The organism is Acinetobacter nosocomialis NIPH 2119, assembly GCF_000368085.1.
Taxonomy (GTDB): Bacteria; Pseudomonadota; Gammaproteobacteria; order Pseudomonadales; family Moraxellaceae; genus Acinetobacter; species Acinetobacter nosocomialis.
On sequence record NZ_KB849239.1, the window covers coordinates 2,041,968 to 2,064,028 of the forward strand.

19 protein-coding genes are annotated in these 22,061 nt (G+C 37.8%); 9 read left to right on the forward strand and 10 right to left on the reverse strand.

Annotation, left to right across the window (positions count from 1 at the left end; all coding sequences use genetic code 11):
* Window positions 1-18: 18 nt before the first annotated feature.
* Both F984_RS13410 and lysS read right to left on the reverse strand, forming a co-directional pair.
* The gene (locus F984_RS13410) at window positions 19-1,476 is read right to left on the reverse strand and encodes a capsule assembly Wzi family protein (protein ID WP_004710059.1); all 1,458 of its coding nucleotides are present in this window, start codon (window positions 1,474-1,476) and stop codon (window positions 19-21) included.
* A 186-nt stretch (window positions 1,477-1,662) separates the two neighbouring features.
* Window positions 1,663-3,192, reverse strand: a complete 1,530-nt coding sequence (lysS, locus tag F984_RS13415; RefSeq protein ID WP_002054306.1) for a lysine--tRNA ligase — start codon at window positions 3,190-3,192, stop codon at window positions 1,663-1,665.
* Between the two features lie 257 nt (window positions 3,193-3,449).
* Here lysS and F984_RS13420 point away from each other — a divergent pair, with 257 nt between their 5' ends.
* Window positions 3,450-3,938, forward strand: a complete 489-nt coding sequence (locus F984_RS13420) for a YqiA/YcfP family alpha/beta fold hydrolase (protein ID WP_004710061.1) — start codon at window positions 3,450-3,452, stop codon at window positions 3,936-3,938.
* Window positions 3,939-3,960: 22 nt separating this feature from the next.
* Here the strand turns inward: F984_RS13420 and F984_RS13425 are convergent, their stop codons facing one another.
* Window positions 3,961-4,401, reverse strand: a complete 441-nt coding sequence (locus tag F984_RS13425; protein ID WP_004710062.1) for an SRPBCC family protein — start codon at window positions 4,399-4,401, stop codon at window positions 3,961-3,963.
* A gap of 441 nt (window positions 4,402-4,842) precedes the next feature.
* Between F984_RS13425 and rubA the strand changes: the two genes are divergently transcribed.
* The 4 genes from rubA (at window position 4,843) to oxyR (ending at window position 8,194) form a co-directional block, all read left to right on the forward strand.
* On the forward strand, window positions 4,843-5,007 hold the full coding sequence (gene rubA, locus F984_RS13430) for a rubredoxin RubA (protein ID WP_000760495.1): 165 nt from the start codon (window positions 4,843-4,845) through the stop codon (window positions 5,005-5,007).
* A gap of 92 nt (window positions 5,008-5,099) precedes the next feature.
* On the forward strand, window positions 5,100-6,281 hold the full coding sequence (gene rubB / locus F984_RS13435) for a rubredoxin reductase RubB (protein WP_002054427.1): 1,182 nt from the start codon (window positions 5,100-5,102) through the stop codon (window positions 6,279-6,281).
* A 53-nt stretch (window positions 6,282-6,334) separates the two neighbouring features.
* Window positions 6,335-7,279 (forward strand): esterase EstB, encoded by a 945-nt coding sequence (estB, locus tag F984_RS13440; RefSeq protein WP_004710065.1) that lies wholly within the window; start codon window positions 6,335-6,337, stop codon window positions 7,277-7,279.
* Window positions 7,280-7,285: 6 nt separating this feature from the next.
* Window positions 7,286-8,194: a LysR family transcriptional regulator OxyR gene (oxyR, locus tag F984_RS13445; RefSeq protein ID WP_002054474.1), complete on the forward strand. Its 909-nt coding sequence runs from the start codon at window positions 7,286-7,288 to the stop codon at window positions 8,192-8,194.
* A gap of 30 nt (window positions 8,195-8,224) precedes the next feature.
* On the opposite strand, the gene F984_RS13450 is transcribed toward oxyR, so the two are convergent.
* From F984_RS13450 to mtgA, 3 genes are all read right to left on the reverse strand, one after another.
* Entirely contained in the window at window positions 8,225-8,815 is a 591-nt protein-coding gene (locus tag F984_RS13450) for an SPOR domain-containing protein (protein WP_002054358.1), read from the reverse strand.
* A 237-nt stretch (window positions 8,816-9,052) separates the two neighbouring features.
* Window positions 9,053-11,131, reverse strand: coding sequence for a polyphosphate kinase 1 (gene ppk1 / locus F984_RS13455; RefSeq protein WP_004710068.1), 2,079 nt, complete (start codon window positions 11,129-11,131; stop codon window positions 9,053-9,055).
* A 104-nt stretch (window positions 11,132-11,235) separates the two neighbouring features.
* On the reverse strand, window positions 11,236-11,913 hold the full coding sequence (gene mtgA, locus F984_RS13460) for a monofunctional biosynthetic peptidoglycan transglycosylase (RefSeq protein ID WP_004710069.1): 678 nt from the start codon (window positions 11,911-11,913) through the stop codon (window positions 11,236-11,238).
* A gap of 76 nt (window positions 11,914-11,989) precedes the next feature.
* Here mtgA and F984_RS13465 point away from each other — a divergent pair, with 76 nt between their 5' ends.
* Window positions 11,990-12,799 (forward strand): rhomboid family intramembrane serine protease, encoded by an 810-nt coding sequence (locus tag F984_RS13465; RefSeq protein ID WP_004710072.1) that lies wholly within the window; start codon window positions 11,990-11,992, stop codon window positions 12,797-12,799.
* A gap of 1 nt (window position 12,800) precedes the next feature.
* Here F984_RS13465 and F984_RS13470 read toward each other — a convergent pair whose 3' ends face one another.
* Window positions 12,801-15,260, reverse strand: a complete 2,460-nt coding sequence (locus F984_RS13470; protein WP_004710074.1) for an ABC transporter permease — start codon at window positions 15,258-15,260, stop codon at window positions 12,801-12,803.
* Window positions 15,261-15,263: 3 nt separating this feature from the next.
* Complete coding sequence (locus F984_RS13475) at window positions 15,264-15,956, reverse strand: ABC transporter ATP-binding protein (protein WP_004710075.1); 693 nt, start codon at window positions 15,954-15,956, stop codon at window positions 15,264-15,266.
* A gap of 44 nt (window positions 15,957-16,000) precedes the next feature.
* Between F984_RS13475 and F984_RS13480 the strand changes: the two genes are divergently transcribed.
* Window positions 16,001-16,624 (forward strand): arylesterase, encoded by a 624-nt coding sequence (locus F984_RS13480; protein ID WP_002017670.1) that lies wholly within the window; start codon window positions 16,001-16,003, stop codon window positions 16,622-16,624.
* A gap of 32 nt (window positions 16,625-16,656) precedes the next feature.
* On the opposite strand, the gene F984_RS13485 is transcribed toward F984_RS13480, so the two are convergent.
* Window positions 16,657-17,271: a carbonic anhydrase gene (locus F984_RS13485; RefSeq protein ID WP_001141692.1), complete on the reverse strand. Its 615-nt coding sequence runs from the start codon at window positions 17,269-17,271 to the stop codon at window positions 16,657-16,659.
* A gap of 285 nt (window positions 17,272-17,556) precedes the next feature.
* Between F984_RS13485 and F984_RS13490 the strand changes: the two genes are divergently transcribed.
* A complete protein-coding gene (locus tag F984_RS13490; RefSeq protein ID WP_004710078.1) occupies window positions 17,557-18,582 on the forward strand; it encodes an alpha/beta fold hydrolase in 1,026 nt (341 codons plus the stop codon).
* A 26-nt stretch (window positions 18,583-18,608) separates the two neighbouring features.
* A complete protein-coding gene (locus tag F984_RS13495; protein WP_004710079.1) occupies window positions 18,609-19,616 on the forward strand; it encodes a hypothetical protein in 1,008 nt (335 codons plus the stop codon).
* Between the two features lie 23 nt (window positions 19,617-19,639).
* Here the strand turns inward: F984_RS13495 and F984_RS13500 are convergent, their stop codons facing one another.
* On the reverse strand, window positions 19,640-21,904 hold the full coding sequence (locus F984_RS13500) for a TonB-dependent siderophore receptor (protein WP_004710081.1): 2,265 nt from the start codon (window positions 21,902-21,904) through the stop codon (window positions 19,640-19,642).
* Window positions 21,905-22,061: the final 157 nt, after the last annotated feature.

A 22,061-nucleotide genomic window follows, 5' to 3' on the forward strand; every position in this document is an offset into this window, starting at 1 on the left:
TATAACATTATTTAATTCTTAGAAACCAAACATTTTACGTTCTAACGGAATTTCAATACCAATAGATGCACCTGAATCATTACCCTCTAAATCAGAGTCACTAATCCAACCATTAATTTTTAATGGAAGATCTGGTTTGATGTAATGCGTCCAAGTTAAATCAAGCGCTTTAATTTTATCTTCTTTAGGAAAAGCTTTATTGATTGCCAAGTTAGATTCATTCACCTTAACAACCATTGCACGACCACTTAAGCGATTCATCGTGTCAAATCGAATATCGCCACCAACAGAATACATTTGACCATCACCACCAATTGCATGCCCTAAAGGGAAACCATGCTGGTAATAACCATCAGTATATTGATGATGACTATATGAAATGCCTTTTACATCGCCATTAGTACGTGTATCTGCCCACTCAGCATAAAGTTGATAAGGCATGTTCTTAACTATTGAAGAATAATCTGCACCAGCTAAATACATTTTTTTCGATGGTAAGTAACCTGCTTCATCTTCACCAATATATTGTCCATACACGCTGACTGGAATATTGAACAAAGGTTGTAAGTGTAAACGAGCATCAAAACCAGCTAACTGGTTAGATGGATTATCTACACCAATACAGTCCGTATTTGTACATCCATTGTCTTTACCAATAATTGCATTCCAATACGCCTTAAAGCTATTTGGTTGCCCATCACCACCAATCTGTAGTGTTCGTGAAGCACCTATTTCTAAAGCTGGAACAGGACGTGCGGTTACACGCATACCCAATAATTTAGCATGTGGAACAGCTTTATAATCATCTAGCTGACCTGCAAATAATTGATATTGCCAAGGTCCAATCCAAGACAACCATTTATTTTCAAAAGCGTCTTGTACAGCACGCTGCATGGTTACCCCATAAACGGGACGGCTCGCATCGCCTCGGATTAAACTACCATCATGCCCAGGCCCCCACCATGTTGGAATTTGACCAGCAACAACCCATTGGTTCCAGAGCTTACCAGCTACATAAGAACCTTCTACATTAACATCGTGTCCACTATCAATTTGCGGATCTTTTTCTGCGTTCACACGGATTTTTGCATCCCAGTTTTCACCACCTGCATTAAACTCTACAGAACCTTGATACTGTGATTTTTGGTTATCGCCAAATGCTTGTGGAAGATTTTTAATATCAGATTCAGCGAAAGCACCCACTTTAACCGTATCATTATCTGCTTTTAATGCATTGAGAACTGAGTTAATAACTTTTTGTTGAGCTGGATGCGTTACTTTAGCCTGTGAGAGTGCATGTTGAATTTCATCCCCACTTAAAGGCCAAGTAGAAGTGCTGATGTTAATAACACCTTGTTGATTCAACCAATTTAAATCTGTACGTAAATCATCATTATTAAGCACCAAACCTTGGGCAAAAACAGCTGATGAGGCAGTAGCTAATAATGCAATTGAAAGTGTTTTTCTTAAAAACATGTCAGCACAATTCTCAAAGTTATTTATGAGCAACACATTAATTTTTTTATCGCAAATTTGCAATTGTTAAACTGTGCAATTACATTTTTTAACGAGGTCTTAAGTTTTCTATAATTTAAGTATTTTTTATATATAAATAGTTAATAAAAAAGGCAGTTTACACTGCCTTTTTTATTAAAGATTAAATTAACCTTCTTTACGACGCATATGCGGGAATAAAATTACATCACGAATACTTGGCGCATCTGCAAAAAGCATAACCAAACGGTCAATACCAATACCTTCACCCGCTGTTGGAGGTAAACCATATTCAAGCGCTTCAACAAACTCTGCATCGTAATGCATTGCTTCATCATCACCTGCATCTTTTTCCGCAACCTGAGCTTGGAAACGTTCAGCCTGATCAATCGGATCATTTAACTCGCTAAAGCCATTTGCCAATTCACGTCCGCCGATGAAAAATTCAAAACGATCGGTAATGTGTGGATTGTCATCATTACGGCGAGCGAGTGGAGAAGTTTCCGCTGGATATTCAGTAATAAAAGTAGGTTGACGAAGTTTAGTCTCAACTGTTTCTTCAAATACAATCGTTTGAAGTTTGCCTAAACCAAAACCAGGTTTAACTTCTTCTTTCAGCTCTTCACGCACAAATTTTGCAAGGAACTCACGATCACCTACATTTTCAGGTGTGAACTGAGGGTTATTCTCTAAAATCGCATCGAACATAGAGATTTTCTTGAATGGCCCTTTAAAGCTAAACACTTCACCTTGGTAAGGCACATCAGTCGTACCTAAAATATCAAGAGCTAGCTTTTCAAGCATGTTTTCAGTTAAAGCCATCAAGTCTTTATAATCAGCATAAGCTTGATAAAACTCGATCATTGTAAATTCAGGGTTGTGACGCGTTGACACCCCTTCATTACGGAAGTTACGGTTAATTTCAAACACGCGCTCAAAACCACCAACAACCAAACGCTTTAAGTAAAGCTCAGGTGCAATACGTAAGAATAATGGCATATCTAGAGCATTGTGATGCGTTTCAAACGGACGTGCAGACGCACCACCTGGAATCACATGCATCATTGGCGTTTCAACTTCCATGAAACGTTCATTTGTTAAAAATGCGCGAATACCTGCAACGACTTTGGCACGAATTTCAAAAGTCTTACGAGTTTCTTCATTCACGATTAAGTCGAGGTAACGTTTACGGTATTTAACTTCTGTATCGTTCAAACCATGAAATTTATCTGGTAACGGACGAAGTGATTTTGTAAGAAGTTCAAAACCTTCAAGGTGTACATACAAGTCACCTTTGCCTGAACGACCAATATAACCTTCAGCAGCAATAATGTCGCCTAGGTCTAAACCTTTAATAGTTTCAAGCGTATCTTTTGGTAAACCTTTACGGTCAACATATAACTGAATGCGACCAGTCATATCTTGAATCACCATAAAAGAACCACGGTTTAACATGACACGGCCAGCGACTTTTACATATACATGTTCAGCGCTTTCAATTTGTTCTTTCGACTGATCTTTAAATTGTTCTTGTAAATCAGCAGCGTAATGTTCACGTTTGAATGTATTTGGCCAAGGACTCTTTCCAGTATCCTTTGCAACATCTTGGATTTGCTTTAATTTGGCATGACGCTGTGCAATTAAATCGTTTTCGGAAATAGTTGGTTCAGAAGTCGATTGAGCGTTTTGTTGCGTCATCTCTGCCTCGATTAAGTAAAAATGAAGTGGCATAGCTTAACAGATTGCTGAGGTTTTTCGAATGATTTCAATCAAACAAAAATGAAAAAAGTCAAAGTCATCAAATTAAAGGCGGTTTGAATGATGAAAATTAGTTAGACCAATCGCTAAGATCATTTTTTTTAGCTTTAAGTAAAATATAAAAAAATCCAAATAACCTCGATTTTTAAAAGGCCTATTTTGCCTTTTATTTTATCTATGAGATTGTGTAGCAAATAATGAAAATTCTATTTTTACATGGCTTGGATTCTTCTCGTGAATCAACAAAATTCCATGCCATTTTACATCCTGAAAAATTTTGTATTGATGTTGACTATCGTAACTTGAGTTATGCCTCAGTGAAGGACTTTTATCATCAAGCAATTGAAACGATTAAACCAGATTTATTAGTCGGTCATAGCCTTGGTGGCTATTGGGCTTTAAAAACAGCTGCTCAACATAAATTAGCTGTTGTTGTTGCCAACCCAAGTCTTAACCCTAGTTTTCGTAACGATTATCCTCATCTTTGTGATGAAGATCTTGATCACTCCAATCCTAAAATGGCTTATTTAGAGTTAGGAGACGAACAACTTGATATGTATCAAGTACAGGAAAAGCTTTCACCTTATATGACAGTAGAAACATATGACGGAGGCCATCATCGTCTTGCTTATCCTTCTCGTCTCAATGATCTTATTTCTAAAATTCATAAAAAATACTTTGCCTAAACAATTAACTGAATAAGATAAATTAACTTCCTTCAGCAATATGTTTTACAACTTCAAAACCTTGAACAAAGCCACTTTTTAACATACCGATATATTCAGGTAAGGTGGCCAATTCAACTTTTAAAGTTGTAGTATTCCCATTTTGGCTTAAAAAATATTTTTCTAACGAACCACTCCAGCTTTTCACCTCTTCACTTTCTAAGTCTTCTTTTCCTTCTTTAATCATTCCTAAATGTTTAAAAATTAATACTTCAGGCTTTTTCATTTCTTCAATGGTTGAAACCATTCCATTTCCTTCTCCGTCTAGAAAATATGTATTACCGCCAACTTTCCAGTCCGTCTTCATTGAAGAATCCGGTGCAAAGAATTTTGTCCATGCATTATATGTTTCACTATTCCAGAGTATGTCCCATACTTTTTCTATAGGCGCATTAATTTCTACTTCATATACTAGAACTTCCATATTCGACTTCCTTATCTCTGTTACTAAGTGTTCAATAAACTTTCTCGTTTTATATAAACATCATTTTATTTGTCCATTTATTAACCAGATTACGTTTTTAAGAACTTTATTTATATAAATGCTTTGCTCTTTTTGTAACCCTTCATATCACGTAAGGTCTTATTACATTAGTGAGTGAATAAAAACATATGATTTATTATGCGTTTAAGTGGAAGTTTTGCCTAAATAACCACTTATTTGTCTCGATATGCCATTCATCTTTGCTTACGAATGATTAAACTCCCTTATGTGCTTTACTTTAAATGTAGAACTGCGTAAAAATTTGATACCCGATCAAAGCTACATTAGTTATTATTGAACGGATCGTAGTTACATTATTAATAGATGGAATAGTTTTACTGAAAGGCAGCTTTGAGCAAACTTATCAGTGCGGAGAGTCTCATGAAAAAATATCAATGTATCGTTTGTGGATGGATTTACGATGAAGCAGAAGGTTGGCCACAAGACGGCATTGCAGCTGGAACAAAATGGGAAGATATCCCTGATGATTGGACTTGCCCTGATTGTGGCGTTTCAAAAGCTGACTTTGAAATGATCGAGATCTAATGTCTTAAATTAAAAGGCCATGATTTACATGGTCTTTTTTATATATCACCAATCACCGTATTAAATGAACAATTCTAATTCTGGAGAAAAAAATGCATCCAATCGTCATTATCGGATCAGGCATGGCGGGTTATACCTTAGCACGTGAGTTCCGTAAGCTTAACCCAGAGCAAGAACTTGTGATGATTTGTGCGGATGATGCAGTGAACTATGCAAAACCAACGTTATCTAACGCTTTTGCAGGTAAAAAGGCTCCAGAACAGATTCCTTTAGGTGATGCCGCAAAAATGAGTGCGCAGCTCAATATGCGTATTGAACCTTTTACATGGGTAAAAGAAATTTTAGCTGAGCGTCATGAGCTTGTTCTGGAAAAAGATGGGGTAACTTCAAATCAGCCGTATTCAAAACTGATTTTAGCCGTTGGTGCTAACCCGATTCGTCTTGCAATTGCAGGTGATGGCAGTGATGACATTCATGTGGTGAACTCTCTTATTGATTATCGTTCTTTCCGTGAAAATCTAGCTCAGCGCAAAGATAAACGTGTTGTGATTTTGGGTGCTGGTTTGATTGGTTGTGAATTTGCCAATGACTTACTTCATAGCGAATATGATGTAACGGTAATTGATTTAGCGCCTCAACCGTTAGGCCGTTTATTACCTTCACACATTGCTTCAGCTTTCCAAGAAAATCTTGAAGAAGCTGGGGTTAAATTTGCTTTAGGCACAACCGTTGAAAAAGTAAATAAAATTAATAACGGTGAAGATTACGCGGTTACATTGGCAAATGGTCAGACTTTGGTCGCTGATATTGTGCTTTCAGCCATTGGCTTACAACCGAATATTTCTCTTGCTCAAAGCGCAAATATTCAAACTAGCCGTGGTGTAATTACCAATAGCTTGCTTGAAACCAATCAAGCCGATATTTATGCAATTGGTGACTGTGCAGAAGTGAACGGTACCCTGCTTCCTTATGTAATGCCAATTATGCAACAAGCGCGTGCTTTAGCAAAAACATTAAGCGGTCAACAGACAAATGTACATTACCCCGCTATGCCAGTTGCGGTAAAAACTCCGGCTGCACCGCTTACAGTTTTACCGGCTCCGGTTGATGTGGATGTAAATTGGGAAACTGAAGAATTCGACGATGGTATGCTTGCCAAAGCAATTGACAATGAAGGAACATTGCGTGGTTTCGTATTGTTAGGTGCAACAGCAGGCAAGCAACGTTTAACGTTAACTAAGCTTGTTCCAGATCTTATTCCTGCCCAAGCATAAGGTTTAAATTGGGAATGCTCGCTCGAGAGTATTCCCTTCAAGGAATGCATAACATGAATAGCGCCTTACAATTTAGTATTTCACCCTACACTCCTTTTATGCAAGAAACCAAAGTCAACTTAGGCAATGGTATTGAATTGCATGTAGAAGTAGGAGGAAAAGCAGAACATCCCACCATTTTGCTTATTATGGGTCTAGGTGCCCAAATGCTATTTTGGCCGGACTTTTTCTGTAAATCGCTCATTGATCAAGGTTTTCGTGTTATTCGTTTTGATAACCGTGATATTGGCCTTTCTTCGAAAGTACGTCATCAGGGTAAACGTTTAAATACCATGAAATTGATGGGACGCTTTGCTTTAGGGTTAAGTAATCAAGGTGCACCTTATACGCTCTATGATATGGCAGATGATGTATCGATGCTTCTCGACCGTTTAGGCGTAAGTAAAGCGCATGTGATCGGTGCCTCAATGGGCGGCATGATTGCTCAGATACTTGCTGCAAAATATCCGGAAAAAGTAGAAAAATTAGGTTTGATGTTTACAAGTAACAACCAACCGTTTTTACCACCACCTTTTCCTAAACAACTTTTAAGCTTAATTGGCAAGCCAGAATCACGTGATGAAGAAGGGATTGTTAACCACAGCTTAAAATTATTCCAATTGATTGGTTCTCCTGGTTATATTAACCATATTGAAGCCGTACAAACTGCACGAAAACTTTATCAACGTAGCTATTATCCTGCTGGTGTACTTCAACAGTTTTTAGCAATATTATGTACAGGTTCCTTACTGCAACTGGACCGTGAAATTAAGCAACCCACCATAGTCTTACATGGCTCTCGTGACCGCTTACTTCCACCAAGCCACGGTAAGGCTGTAGCAAAAGCAATTTCCGGTGCTAAGTTTGAATTAATTGATGGAATGGGGCATGATATCCCTGCCCATTTTATTCCACAGCTTAGCGGTTTATTTGCGCATCATTTTAAATCATCATACTAGGACACTATGGCTGCATTACCCTCACTAAGACAGCTATCATATTTAGTTACGTTGTCGGAAACTTTGCATTTTACTGAAGCAGCACGACGCTCTTTTGTTACCCAATCGACTTTATCGGGCGGTATCATGGAGCTGGAAAGGCTATTAGGTGGCGTTCTGGTTGAGCGTGACCGTCAAAATGTGCGTTTAACGCCATTAGGTGAACAAGTCGTTGCTCGAGCCCGTGTATTGCTAGCAGATGCTCAGGATTTAATGCGTTTAAGCCGTGAAATGAGTGAACCATTAACTGGTGATCTTCATTTAGGTGTTATTCCAACCATTGCACCTTTTATCCTGACACGGTTACTTGATGAAGTGCATCAACAATTACCGAAGATTCAGTTGCATTTACATGAAGCTCAAAGTGAGAAAATTGTAGAACGCTTAGAACACGGTAATTTGGACATGATCGTCCTTGCCCTACCTTTTGACACAAGAAGTCTAAAAGTAGCTGAAATTTCAAAAGAAAATTTATATCTTGTTTGTAGTAAGCAAGATACAAATGCACTTCAAGCAAACTCTCTCGATGACCTTGATTTGTCACGCCTTATTTTGCTTGAAGAAGGCCACTGTTTACGTGACCATGTGTTAAGTGCTTGTCCAATTGGTGAACGTAAAAACGATAACCGTTTAAAAGCAAGTTCATTACCAACATTAGTCGAAATGGTTTCTTCTAATTTAGGTTTTACGCTTTTACCAGAAATCGCAATTGAAAATAGTATGATCAAGTTTAATGATCAGATTACTGCAAAACCAATTGAAGATGCACCAAGTCGTACTCTAGCACTCGTTACGCGTAAAAGTACGCCATTGCAAAGCGAGTTTGACGTACTACTGCAAATCATGCAGAAGATCACAACAAATTTACATGAATAAAAAAAAGGAGTCTTCAGACTCCTTTTTCTTTTACTGTGCTGTTAAAGAAGCCCATTTAAAAACCCAAGCCGATTTTAAATCTAAACTCTCATCTGAAATTATTTTTTCTCGAATAATTTGTGCAATCGCAAAATCATTAGCGGGGTCTACCATAACCCGTATTCCTTTTGTAGTTGGGCTAGTCACAATCTTATATCCTTTCGCCTGCAATTGTGACTGGATCATATTTGCTTTATTTTGATTAGGTGCCAACGCTACCTGTACCATCCATTTTTTTTCGCCATTTTCTAAAATTTCTTTAGCGACTGCTGCATCAAGCTGTTTTTTATTCTCAAGATTTTTCTTTTCATCTATTTTTTTTAATTGAGTATCTTCAACTTTCTTTTGTGCTACCAGTTCATCTTGAGTAGGTTTTCTTTTCTGGACCGTTATTACCTTGGTTTGTGATTCATTTTTCTTATTTTTTTCCTTAGAGGGTTGTATAAAGTAGGGATATATCATTTGATCATCATATTTATGAAAAACAATAATATCTCCATAGCACTTTTGATCTGCATATGCAGTCACTGGCATTACCCCTAAAAATATTCTAATAAATAAACTTTTAATAAAGCCTTGCATATTATTCACTTACCAAAGTTAAGTATATTTAATGCCGCGTATTAAAGTAGATTTCACGTAATTTGTATATTTTTAAAATTCAATGTTTTATGTAAAGAATCACATATTTTTAAAACATATTGCGGTGTTTCAAATTATTATCGTATATCCTGCAACCATTTAAGAAATCATATTAAATTACTATGAATTTCAAATAATTAAAAAGCCGACACGAAGTCGGCTTTTTAATATTAAGTTTTATTTAAATGTTTCTAATAATTCTCTTTGAGCATTATGTAATTTTTCACCTTCAGCAGGCTGCGCACGTACCCAAGTACCATCCCCTTGTAATAACCAAGCTTGCTGGTTATCTTGCAAATAATTAAGAAGACCTTGCTGATAAATACGTTTTTTCAACGCAGGATCTTCAATTGGGAAACATGCTTCAACACGATTAAATAAGTTACGGTCCATCCAGTCAGCACTTGAACAATAAATGCGGGCATCACCATTATTACTAAAGTAATAAACACGTGTATGTTCAAGGAAACGTCCTACAATTGAACGTACCCGAATATTCTCCGATAAATTTGGTAAACCTGGACGTAAGCAACAAATCGAACGAATAATGAGATCTACCTGCACGCCAGCTTGAGAAGCTTCGTATAATTTATTAATGAGTTGAACTTCAGTTAATGCATTTACTTTCACAATAATTTGGGCTTTACGACCAGCCTTTGCATTGGCAATTTCTTCATCAATGAAATTGATGAGCTGAGCATGCAAAGTAAAAGGAGCATGGAGTAACTTTTTCAGTTTTGCCATTTTGCCCATACCAGTCAGCTCTTGGAAAATGCGGTGTACATCTTCACACAAGTCTTTATCGGTCGTCATGAGACCATAATCGGTATAGATACGGGCATTCATAGCATGGTAGTTACCTGTTCCTAAATGAACATAACGTACCAGTTTATTGTTTTCACGGCGTACCACCATAATCATTTTGGCATGTGTTTTATAACCCACAATACCGTAAACAACTACCGCCCCTGCTTCTTGAAGTACATTTGCCACTTCAATATTTGATTCCTCATCAAAACGGGCACGTAATTCAATGACTGCTGTTACTTCTTTTCCATTACGTGCAGCTTCGGCCAAGACTTGAACAATTTCAGAGTCCGCTCCACTGCGGTAAAGCGTCTGTTTAATTGCGAGCACCTGTGGGTCACGTGCTGCTTCACGAAGTAACTGAATAACAGGAGCAAATGATTCAAAAGGATGATGCAGTAAAATATCCTGCTTTTGCATAGCCGAGAAAATACTCTCGGTCTTTTTAAACACTTTCGGTACGACTGGCGTGTGTGAGTCGTAACGTAAATGAGGACGTTTAAAGTTTGAAACCAGACGGGCTAAGTTTACAGGGCCATCAACTTTGTATAGTTGTTCTTCGTTTAAGTCGAATTCTTCAAGCAAATATTCATAAATATGTTGTGGACAGTTGTGAGTTACTTCCAAACGAACTGCACGACCAAATCGACGTGAACTTAATTCACCTTTTAAAGCTTTAGCTAAATCTTCAACGTCTTCATTAAGCGCCAAGTCCGCATTACGAGTTACGCGGAATTGATAGCATCCAGTTGCAGTCATGCCAGGGAACAAGTCTGATACGTGTTCATGAATAATTGCGGACAGCATAACATGATGCTCTTTGCCACCCGTTAGTTCGTCTGGTAATCGTACAACACGTGGCAATGAACGCGGCGCTGGCACAACAGCTAAATCAATTTGACGACCAAACGCATCTTTACCTTCTAAGGTCACAATAAAGTTTAAGCTTTTATTGACTAAGCGTGGAAATGGATGGGCTGGATCTAAGCTAATTGGTGTCAAAACAGGTGCGACCTGTTCCTGAAAATACTTTTTCACCCACGCCGATTGAGCTGGTGTTAACTCCCCACGACGCAAGAAGCAAATATCTTCCTCACGAAGTTTAGGTAAAATTTCTTCGTTTAAAATACGATATTGACGTTCAATTGCAGCATGAGCAGTTTCAGAGATTTTTTGTAAGACTTGTCTTGGTGTTAAGCCATCTGGACTTCGACTTTCATTACCTAGAGCATATTGCTCCATGACTCCCGCCACACGAATTTCAAAAAACTCATCTAAATTACGCGAAAAAATCAGTAAGAAATTCATTCGCTCTAATAGAGGATGTAAAGGGTCGACTGCCTGTTCCAATACACGCAAATGAAAGTCAAGAATAGACAACTCACGATTAATATAACGGTCGTTATAACTATATTCTGTTGGGGTCGTTGCTGTAATCGCTGTATTCATGTCTAAATCTATCTCTTTCCAACCAAAATCTCTGCAAAACAGTATGCTGCAAAATTATGTCAATTTTATAAAAATTAAAAAAATAACACATCTTTAAGACAGTGTTATTCAGGAATTGGGGTGCTATTCATATAACGTAAAATTACGCGTTTTCGATATTGTAGTTTACGATCATTGCGGTGATCTTGATAATATTTCGGATCAGGCAATAAGGCTGCTAAAAAAGCTGCTTGTTCGCGCGTTAAGCTTTTAGCACTTTTACCATAATAATATTGAGCAGCTGCTTCAACCCCATATAAATGTTTACCAAATTCAACCGAGTTCATATACACCTCAAGAATTCGGCGTTTTGACCACATGCGCTCCATCATCCACGTTGCTATCGTTTCTTGGCCTTTACGAATAAATGAGCGCTGATTATATAAGAACAAGTTCTTTGCAAGTTGTTGAGACACGGTAGAACCACCTGCAACAACTTCACCTTCTTCATTATTACGCTCTAGAGCAAAACGGATACCATCCCAGTCAAAGCCATGATGATGAATAAATTTTGCATCTTCGCCTGCCAAAATCGCATGTTTGAAATTGTCGCTAATATCATCATAGTCGAGCCATTCATGAACAATCGGCCGAGATGTATCCGACCAATAATCAATTCGCATAAACATGGTGGTATCAACTTCATGTGTACGCCACCAAACCAAACTTGAAAAGATCCAAAGCTGAATAAGGAGAATTGCCCCAATAAAAATTAACAACACGCGAACAATAAAAGCTTTCATGTTCGTCTTGATCTCCTGTATTCAACTTTTTTCATGTTAAGCTGTAAAGCATGTTCATATATAACAAAAGCATAGCATGACTCAAACTCAGCCTCCGCACATTAATCGTAAACTCAATGTACAAGCTTGGTGGCTGACCGCCCTACTGATCTCGATCAATGTAGGTTTGTTCATCTGGCAAATTGTATCTGGGGTGGACATAAGTGACCCAGCTATAAAAGATGCACTTCGCTGGGGAGCAGATTTTACACCACTTACTTTCTCTGGACAGCCAGAACGTTTATTTACCAGCATGTTTTTTCACTTTGGTATTATTCACCTTATGCTCAACATGTGGGCCCTATATATTTTTGGTAATGTCGCTGAAGCTTTATTTGGTCGCTTATATTTTATTGGTCTATATTTACTTGCAGGTTTGTTTGGTAGTCTTTTGAGTAGTTATATCAATATTCAAAATGGACATGAATTACTACAACATTTTGATCAAAGCTTACTTCCTCACGTAAGTGCAGGTGCATCGGGTGCTGTGATGGGATTAGGTGCAGCGTTGACCGTTCTTTCTTTATTTCCACCCTTGCCACATCAAGCCTATATACTTGATAAAAAAGCATTATTAATGATTATGGCCATTAACCTTATATTTGGTCTAGTTGCCACAGGTATTAATAATGCTGCACATGTCGGCGGTATGATTATGGGTGCCTTACTCGCACTCATTTGGTATTTAAGCTACCGCACTCAATTTAAAAGCCTCCTAAAATTCTTAGGGTTAGTGGGAGGACTTTTCATGACTGTCGGTTTCTATATTTACTGTAATCAGCTTAACTCACCATTACTTCCACTTTGGCATGAAGTTTTAATTCAGAATCCAGAAATACTGCCCTAACTTAAATCTGGTTCAACTCTCTTAAACTTTGTAGTGGCGGTAAATTACAAAGATAACCTAGTCTATATCGACCAATAAGAGCACAAAGTAACATCATGGCAAGCGGTAAAATTAACCATATTTCAATATGCCCCTGTAAAGCCATCTTCATTTTATAACTTGCAATTGCACTAATTACCTCGGCAAAACAGCAGGCAACAATGCCTGCTAACAGCCCTAAAAAACCAATTTCTAAACTGAGCATTTGCTTCATTTTATTTTTAGACAAACCAAATGAACGTAACAAAGCCACTTCCCGACGGCGTTCATCCATTAATAGATTTAAACAAGCAATTAAAACGAGTATTCCAGAGAAGCCAACTAAAGCTGCAAGCACAGTCACAATTTTAACCAAGACATTCATTAAGCGCTTTACTTCATCCAAAATACGGTCAACATCAATAAAAACCGTATTTGAAAATTGCTGAATCATATGGATCATTTTAGGTTGATCTTGTTTTGGCACATAAAAACTGCCCAAGTAACTACCAGCATTTTCATCTAAAGTTTTAGGTGAAAATATAAAGAAGAAGTTTGGGCTAAAACTTTCCCATTCAACATTTCTAAAATTCACAACTTTAGCCTGTAAAGTACCGTCTGGCAGGCTAAAAGTAAGCTTATCGCCAAGCTGGATACCTAGACTTTCAGCAGTTTTTGCCTCGACCGAAACTTGCCCTACAGCATTAAAAGTGGCCTGCCCCTTTGTAATGACATTGTCATTTGGCAATGTACTTGACTGAGTTAAATTTAATTCACGTCTTAAAGAATTATTTTGCTTGATCGCATCTTCAGAAAAAGGAATATCATTCTTTGCGAGTAATCGCCCCCGAACATTGGGATATAACGGTGTGCTTTGCCAACCATTTTGTTTTAATTGTTGCTCAAAAGCTTTTAAATCAAATGGAGGCAACCCGTATACAAACTGGTTTGGTGTACCCTCAGGTAACTGCTGTTGCCAGCGTTCTAGTAAATCTGTTCTGAGCACGCTTAACACTGTAATAAGACTTAACCCTAAAGCCAAAGCAGTAATTTGTAAGGCACTTTGCGATGGTGAACGAATATAAAAAGACAAACGAGTTTTCATCTTTTTTAAACTACGAAGCACACCCCAAACAACGGTGTATAGCAAAATACAAAGAACGAAAATGGTAGCCAAAACTATAATGCTGAGCATTAAGTTTTCACTTAAAACTAAGCTAAAAATAACAAGACTGGTGATGCCTGCAAAAAACATAAAGAATAATGATTTTCGGGATTTTGCCTGTTCGCGAATAACTCGAATAGGTGGCGTATTTAACAATTCCCAAATGCTTGGCAAAATAAACCCAAGTAGCACAATTACACTGGTAAAAATGGCAATTGGTAAGGGACCAAGTAAAAATCCAACCACAGAAAAACTTAATTCCAGTTGTGGAATCAGTTGTAACATGAGCTCAAGTAAACCATAGCCCATCATTATTCCTAATAGACTACCAATCACAATTGAAATTACGCTGACTACGCAAAGTAGCCCAATATAGGCCCATAAAATTTGAAACTTGCTAGCACCAAAGCAACGTATTACAGCAATATGATCTTGGTTTTGCTGAACATAACGTTGGCTTGTTAAAGCAATGGCGATACCACACAATAAAATCGTTAAAATATTGGCCAATTGCAAAAAGGTATCTAGGTTTTCTAACGGACGTAATAATCTGCTATTTGATTCACTAGCATCGCGTAAACGCAACCCTATGGTTTCTTCCTGATCGTTTGCAGGTTGATGTTGTTGCTTAAATAGTTTACTAAAGTTCTGAACCTGTTCAGGCTGACCAGACATTAACAGTCGATAATCAATTCTACTGCCTGTTTGAATTGCATGGGTTCTAGCAATATCGGCTTGATGAATAATAACTGTGGGCGAAAAACCTGAAAAACCGAGTTCTTGATTTGAATCTCGCACAATTACGCCGCTAAAGCGAAATTGGGCATCTGCAATAGATACCGTATCGCCAAGTTTAACTTTAAGTAAATCAGCTGCTCTTTGACTTAGCCACACTTGACCAGGTTGAATACTCTGTGCACTAGGCTCAATCTCAAGTTTTCCTCTTAATGGGAACGCATGTTCTATAGCTTTCACATTGACCATGACAAACTGATCTTGAGTATGTGCCATTGAACTAAACATAGTCACATGAGTCTGCTTTAAGCCAATCTGTTCCGCCTTTTTTTGCCATTTAGTGTCTAGAGGTTCATTATTCGACAGAACCAAATCAGCTGCTAACATTTGCGAGGCTTGTAGGCTAACCGCATTTTTAACTTGGTCATTACTAAACTTAAGAGCCGTGGTCGCACTAATCGCAAGTGAAAGCGCAATGATGAGTAAATATAACCCTCCAGTGCGAAAGCTTTGTAGCAAAAGTGGCTTAAGTAGATTACGCATAGTCTAACCACCCTGTACTGTCTTTAGTCGGCCATCATTTAATTCAACATGACGTTGGCAAAGTCCAGCCAAATTACGGTCATGTGTGACCAAAATAAGCGTTGTACCGAGCTCTTTATTTAAATCAAAAAGTAGTCGTTCAATTTCTTGGGCTGTTTGACCATCTAGGTTTCCAGTAGGTTCATCTGCAAAAATAATTTGTGGTTCTGCAATAAGTGCCCGTGCAATTGCCACACGTTGCTGCTCACCACCAGATAAGACTTTAGGCGTTTGTTCCGCTTGACGACTTAAACCTACCCGATGCAACCAGTCTAAGGCCTTCTGCTCAGCAATTTTATAATCAAAATCTTTACGTAACCGAAGCGGCAACATCACATTTTCAAGCGCACTTAACTGCGGTAAAAGTTGGAAAGACTGAAATACAAAGCCAACATACTGCATTCTGATCTGGGCGCGCTGTTCCTCCGTCAACTCATGAACAGGCTGACCACATAACCATACTTCGCCTTCAGACGGCTGGTCTAAAGTCGCTAAGATACCAAGTAAAGTCGATTTTCCTGAACCGGAACGTCCCGTAATGGCTACCTGCTCCCCTTCATAAATATCTAAATCGATATTTTTTAAAATCGTAAATTGATTTTGGTTAATCTGAATAGTTTGTGTAACTTGATGGGCAGCAATGATAGGTTGTGGCATGATGGGGACAGTCCTATATATTTAGTATTCGGGTCGAAACACAAATGTATAAATCTTATTTGTCTGGTTCTAAAAGTCTCTTGCTCATCGCATTGAGCATGTTGCCTATGTTGGTCTCGGCCAAAACTATTTTAATTTTAGGAGATAGTATTAGTGCCGGTTACGGAATAGACCCTAAACAAGGTTGGGTACAATTACTACAAAAACGTCTAGACCAACAGTATCCCAAACAACATAAAGTGGTCAATGCAAGTATGAGTGGTGAAACCACAAGTGGCGCTTTGGCCAGATTACCTAAGCTTTTACAAACGTATAAACCCGAAGTCGTAGTTATTGAATTAGGTGGGAATGATGGTTTACGAGGTCAACCACCACAAATGATTCAACAAAATCTGTCGCAGCTCGTCCATTTAAGCCAACAACAAAAGGCGCAGGTTATTCTTTTTGGTATGAAGATTCCGCCTAATTATGGCACAGCTTATAGCAAAGCATTTGAAACCAATTATAAAACTGTAAGCCAAAAATATCAGGTGAAACTGCTACCGTTTTTCCTTGATGGCGTCGCTGGACAAAAACAACTAATGCAAAATGACTTGATTCATCCAAATGCCCAAGCGCAGTCAAAATTACTTAATTTAGCTTATCCATACATAAAAGGTGCCCTATAGGCACCTTTTAGTTTTAAATCTTTATAGACTGATTAGAAGTCAAAAAAAGTAACTTCACCAGTTTCTAATGAATACTCAGCACCAACAACAATCAACTCGCCTTTTGCAATCAGGTTCTCTAACACAGCCGAACCATGACGTAATTGGTTGACCGAAGCAAAAACGTTTGAACGTACTGCATGACATGAAAGTTTTTTCAAATCATTTTTCAGATCAGTTTGCATTAAAATTTCAACTGATGGGCGAACACGGTTCACAATCGACATTAAGTTAGATGAAGGCGGATGATCAGGGTTCATCAACGTATCAATAGTCGCTTGAATCGCACCGCAATGACTATGTCCTAATACAACTACAACCGGACAATCATAACGTTCTGCCGCAAACTCAACACTACCAACTTGTGAAGGCGCAACAACATTACCAGCAACACGGATTACGAATAAGTCACCAAGACCTTGATCAAATACCATTTCTGCTGGTACACGAGAATCTGAACAGCCTAATACAATTGCAAACGGATTTTGATCCTTTGCCATTTCAGCGCGTTCATGATGCGATAAGGTTTTTGCAAGGGAAGTATTTCCATTTACAAATCGTTGATTACCTGCTTTCAAACGATCTAAAACTTCTTGCGCAGTAGGCATTTTATATTTCCATTGTTTTTTCAAGGTTAGAAATCATTTTAATGTGTCAAAATTTGAATGTCACTGACAAAAAATGAATCCTTTTCTAAGAAAATATTTTTAAAGCTGTAATCAGTTTTATAAGAAGAATAACCGCATAATTCCCTACTGTTTAGTGAAAAAATAGACATACTTTAGTTTATAGATTGACTATAATTTTCTTCATTCCAAACGTTTGGCAAATGACTCATTGGCAAAGTTTTTCAATAATTTTTCAAACTCGTTTAAGCTTCAAGGATGAAATGTATGATAAGGCTGTCCGCTCCAATTAAAGCCTCTATGAAAAAAACTGCTACTACATTGACTCTAGCTTGTAGTTTGTTCTCAGTAACTAGTATTTCTCAAACGCAGGCAGCCGATAACATTGATGTCAGTTTTCAAACAATATTACAGCAAGAACGTAGCTGGGCCGGACTGCAAAGTAAAAAATTAAAAGTAGGTGATATTACTTGGTCATATAGTGAAGGTGGTTCAACCACAAAACCGACCTTGTTACTTATTCATGGTTTAGGTGGCAGCCGCGACAATTGGAATCGCATGGCGCATTACTTAACTACGAATTACCACGTGATTATTCCGGACTTACCAGGTAGTGGCGAAACTATCGTTACGCAAGACTTCGATTATTCGGTTCCGAACCTTGCTGAAAAATTACGCCGCTTTGTTGAAGCTGCAAATTTGAAGGGGCCTATTCATATTGCGGGGCACTCACTTGGCGGCTCAATTGCCCTACTTTATGCGGGACAATATCCATTTGAAACTAAAAGTCTATTTTTAGTTGATAGCGGTGGTATTTTCCGTTCTGCCAACACAATTTATCTCAAAGATCCTACCTATCTAAAACAACTGTTAGTCTCTAAAAAAGGTGACTTTAACTATTTGTTAAAACAAACCATGTTTAATCCTCCGTTTATTCCTAAAGAGTTCTTACAAGCTCAAGAAAAATTGATGATTAATCAGGCACCTCAAACACAAAAACTAGTCGACCAACTAATTGCACTCAATAAAGTCTATACTCCAGATTCATTTGCTGTACTTACCAAAACGATCGATGCGCCTACACTTATTTTATGGGGCAAACAAGATAAGATTATTAATGTAGAAGTGGCGAGTGAACTCAAACGACTTTTAAAAAATGCACAACCGCCAGTTATTTTAGAAAATGTAGGTCATATGCCGATTTTGGAAGCTGAACAACTGGTTATTCAACAATACGTACCATTTTTACTTAAAGTAGAATCGAATCAGTCAGTAAAAACGGCAACACCTTAAATAAAACTTCGGACTTGTGAGACCTTATGTCTACCCAACCAATTATTGAAAAACTTATTGAAGCTCATCTAGATTTTTTAGATGAGCAATTTGTTCAGGCTCAGGTGATTCAACAAGAGTTTGAACAGTTTTACCATTGGTTGGGGAGTTGGCAATTACAACACCTTTGGACTTTTGAACAGATTCAACATCTCATTCAAAAGCAGATTTTAGATACCCCCGCTTCTGATTTTCTGATCGAACAAATTGCAGAGCATATTCGCTTCGCCCTGATTCATCCTGCAAATGAGACGGCAACAGTTGAAGATGTTATTCCTGTTTTAACGATTGACCGCATTGCACAGTATGTTGCAAGTAAAGAAGAGCATCGTAAAAAACTGATTAAAACAATTGTAAATAATCCAGCTTTTTCAGCTCTTTTGTCTCAGTTGATTCAACAAACAATGCATGATTATTTAGATGAATCAATGTCAAAACGCGTGCCAGGTGTAGGACGCTTCATGAAAATGGGTAAATCAGTATTAGAAACAGTGACCGATTCTAATCTGGACGATACCATTAACCATTATTTGCAAAAGAATATTTTAAAACTTAGCCAAATGAGTGAGCGCGTTTTAAACCAACATTTTGACAATGATAAGCTCTATCATTTTCAGGCAAATGTTTGGCACAAAGTTAAAACTATGCCACTTTCTGTTTTAAAAAATTATGTAGAAGTTCAAGATTTAACAAAAACTGTAGGTCTAGGGCATGAAATCTGGGACCACATTCGTCAAACCGATTATCTAAAACAGCAAGTCCACGATGGTATCTATACTTGGTATGTCCGTAATCAGGAACGTAGTTTTGACTTACTACTCCGTGACCTCAATATTGATGAAAGTTTGGTGAAGCATGAACTCACCGACTTGCTTGTACCCGTATTACAACAACTCGTTACAACAGGACATTTAAGACGCCGTGCCCGTGTGTATTTAGAGAAGTTTTATTATTCTGAAAAAGCTTTAGATATTTTAAATAACAAAGGCGCTTGAAGCGCCTTTGTTACTTTTATTGATTAGAAAGAATATTTTAAAGAAGCGTAATAAGCTCGACCTGGCTCATTATAAGTTTGGCTAATAGAATTACTGTCTCTTAAAATTTGTTTATCAAATAGATTACTTACACCAACGCGTGTACTTATATTGTCTGAAAATTTATAACCGACATTAATTCCAGCAATACTATAGCTTTTTACAGTACTTGGCTTAAGCGCAGAATTCGCACCTCCTGAACCTATACCAGATTCAAGTCTATTTTCTGCAAACTGGCGTGATTTTTGACGACCATATTGAGTAAATACAAAATTTACATCTAACTGATCCGTAATGTCATAATCAAAAATTGAGTTAATCGTATAGTTTGGTACTAAAGATAATGGGTTCCCTGTTTGTTTATCTTTCGAATCCATCATATAAGTAAAGTTGTTAGTCCAGCGGATATCACCAAAGTCTAATCCTAAGCTTCCCTCAAAACCTTGAATTAGAGCTTTAGGCGTATTTTCCCAACGCAGAATATTCCACTTCGTATTCGTCACAGCTCCTGTATTTGCATTCGTACTTGAACCATCAACTGTTCCGACAACATTTGTACCAGCCACAATTTTATCTTTATAGTCATTACGGAACCAAGTTAAGCTCGCATTCACGATATCTTTGTGAAACTGAATACCGAGCTCTTTGTTTACCGATGTTTCAGGTTTTAAATCGCCATTACCTTGTAACAAACAACGTGAATCAATATTGGCTGGACAACCATTACCATTTGTACTTAATAAATACCCTTCGGCATTTTGATACATATTTGGTGCTTTATAAGCTTTTGCTACCCCACCTTTTAAAGTGAAATAATCGTTAAGTCTTTGGGTAATATTTAAGCTTGGACTCCAGTTAGAACCAGATTTACTATGGTCATCAAAACGTAAGCCTAATACAACATCTGTGCTGTCTGTAACTTTCAGGTTATCTTCAATATATGCAGAAGCAATACGTGATTCCATTTTACTACGATCACCTTTCGCCAATTGATCGCCATAACCTGAACCACTGCTGTCTTTACCTTGCGTTGTCGAGACATTATCTTTAAATTTGTCTTCAACCCATTCGGTACCTACAGTTAATACTTGGGGTACATAGTATTCGAAAGGAATATTAGCCTCACCGTTAAAGCGAAGAGTTTCTAAACGTGAGGTGGCTTTATCATCAAGGTTATTAATTTTTCCTTCTACACTCCCCGCTAAACCTTCAGGTAGACGTTTGTTATGCGTTTTATCATATTGAGCAACGAGTTTACTTTTACCCCAAGACCAATCGCCCTCGTGCGTTACCGCATAGCTATCACGATACATGGTATTGGTTTCTTTACCGATGAGCTGCGAAAGAATTGCATCTGCTTCTGCGTTTGCATTTAACTGAGAGTCGCCAGAATAAATATTACCTTGTTTGCTAGAAGAAACATCGAACAAGACAGTTTGTTGGTCTGTTGCCTGCCAAGCTAAACGGCCTGAAATATCTTTATTTTTAACACCTTCACGGCCAGCTGCTGTACTACCAATAGATTTATTAATATCAACATCGTCAGCTTCCGTTTTATTGTAATTACCATATAAACGATAAGACAAAACGTCTTTAATTAATGGCCCACTTACATTAAAACCAACACGATTTGATGAACCTTCTTTGGAGTCTTCAGGCTGTGAAGTATAGAACTCTACTGAACCATGAGTTTCATTAGTTACTTTTTTAGTAATGATGTTAACCACACCACCAGCAGCACCTGAGCCATATCGAGCAGCTGCTGGTCCGCGTAAAACTTCGATCGACTCGATTGCTTCTGCTGGTACCCAGTTTGAGTCGCCTCGTGTATCACGCTCTCCTTTCCAGCCATAACGGACTGAGTTACGAGAGTTAATTGGTTTACCGTCCACTAAAATAAGTGTGTTTTCAGGCCCCATTCCACGAATATCAATTTGTCTATTATTACCACGCTGCCCTGTTGCGCTATTGCCTGTCAGGTTGACACCTGGCATACGACGTACATAGTCAGAAATATCATTACGAACTGGTAGTTTTTCTAAATCTTCTTTGGTAATAACCGATACACCAAGCGATTGCTTCACTTGCTCTTCCGCTGTTACGAAAATTGTTTCCAATTTCACAGGTTCAGCAGGCTTTTCTAATGTTTGTTCAGCTTGTTCTTGCTCATTTTGTGCGGCAAAAGCCATAGACATCATACTTGCCAGTACTGAAACAGAAAGCACTGACTGGATAATACGCTTCGACATAAGTATTCCCAATATATTGATTTATTAAACATCTCTCATTTTCTGTTTCGCATTGTAACAAAGATAAATAAAATTACAAATGATATTGATAATAATTATCATTATTCATATTGAGTAATAAAAAAACCTCATTTCGAGGCTTTTTTATTTCACTTTT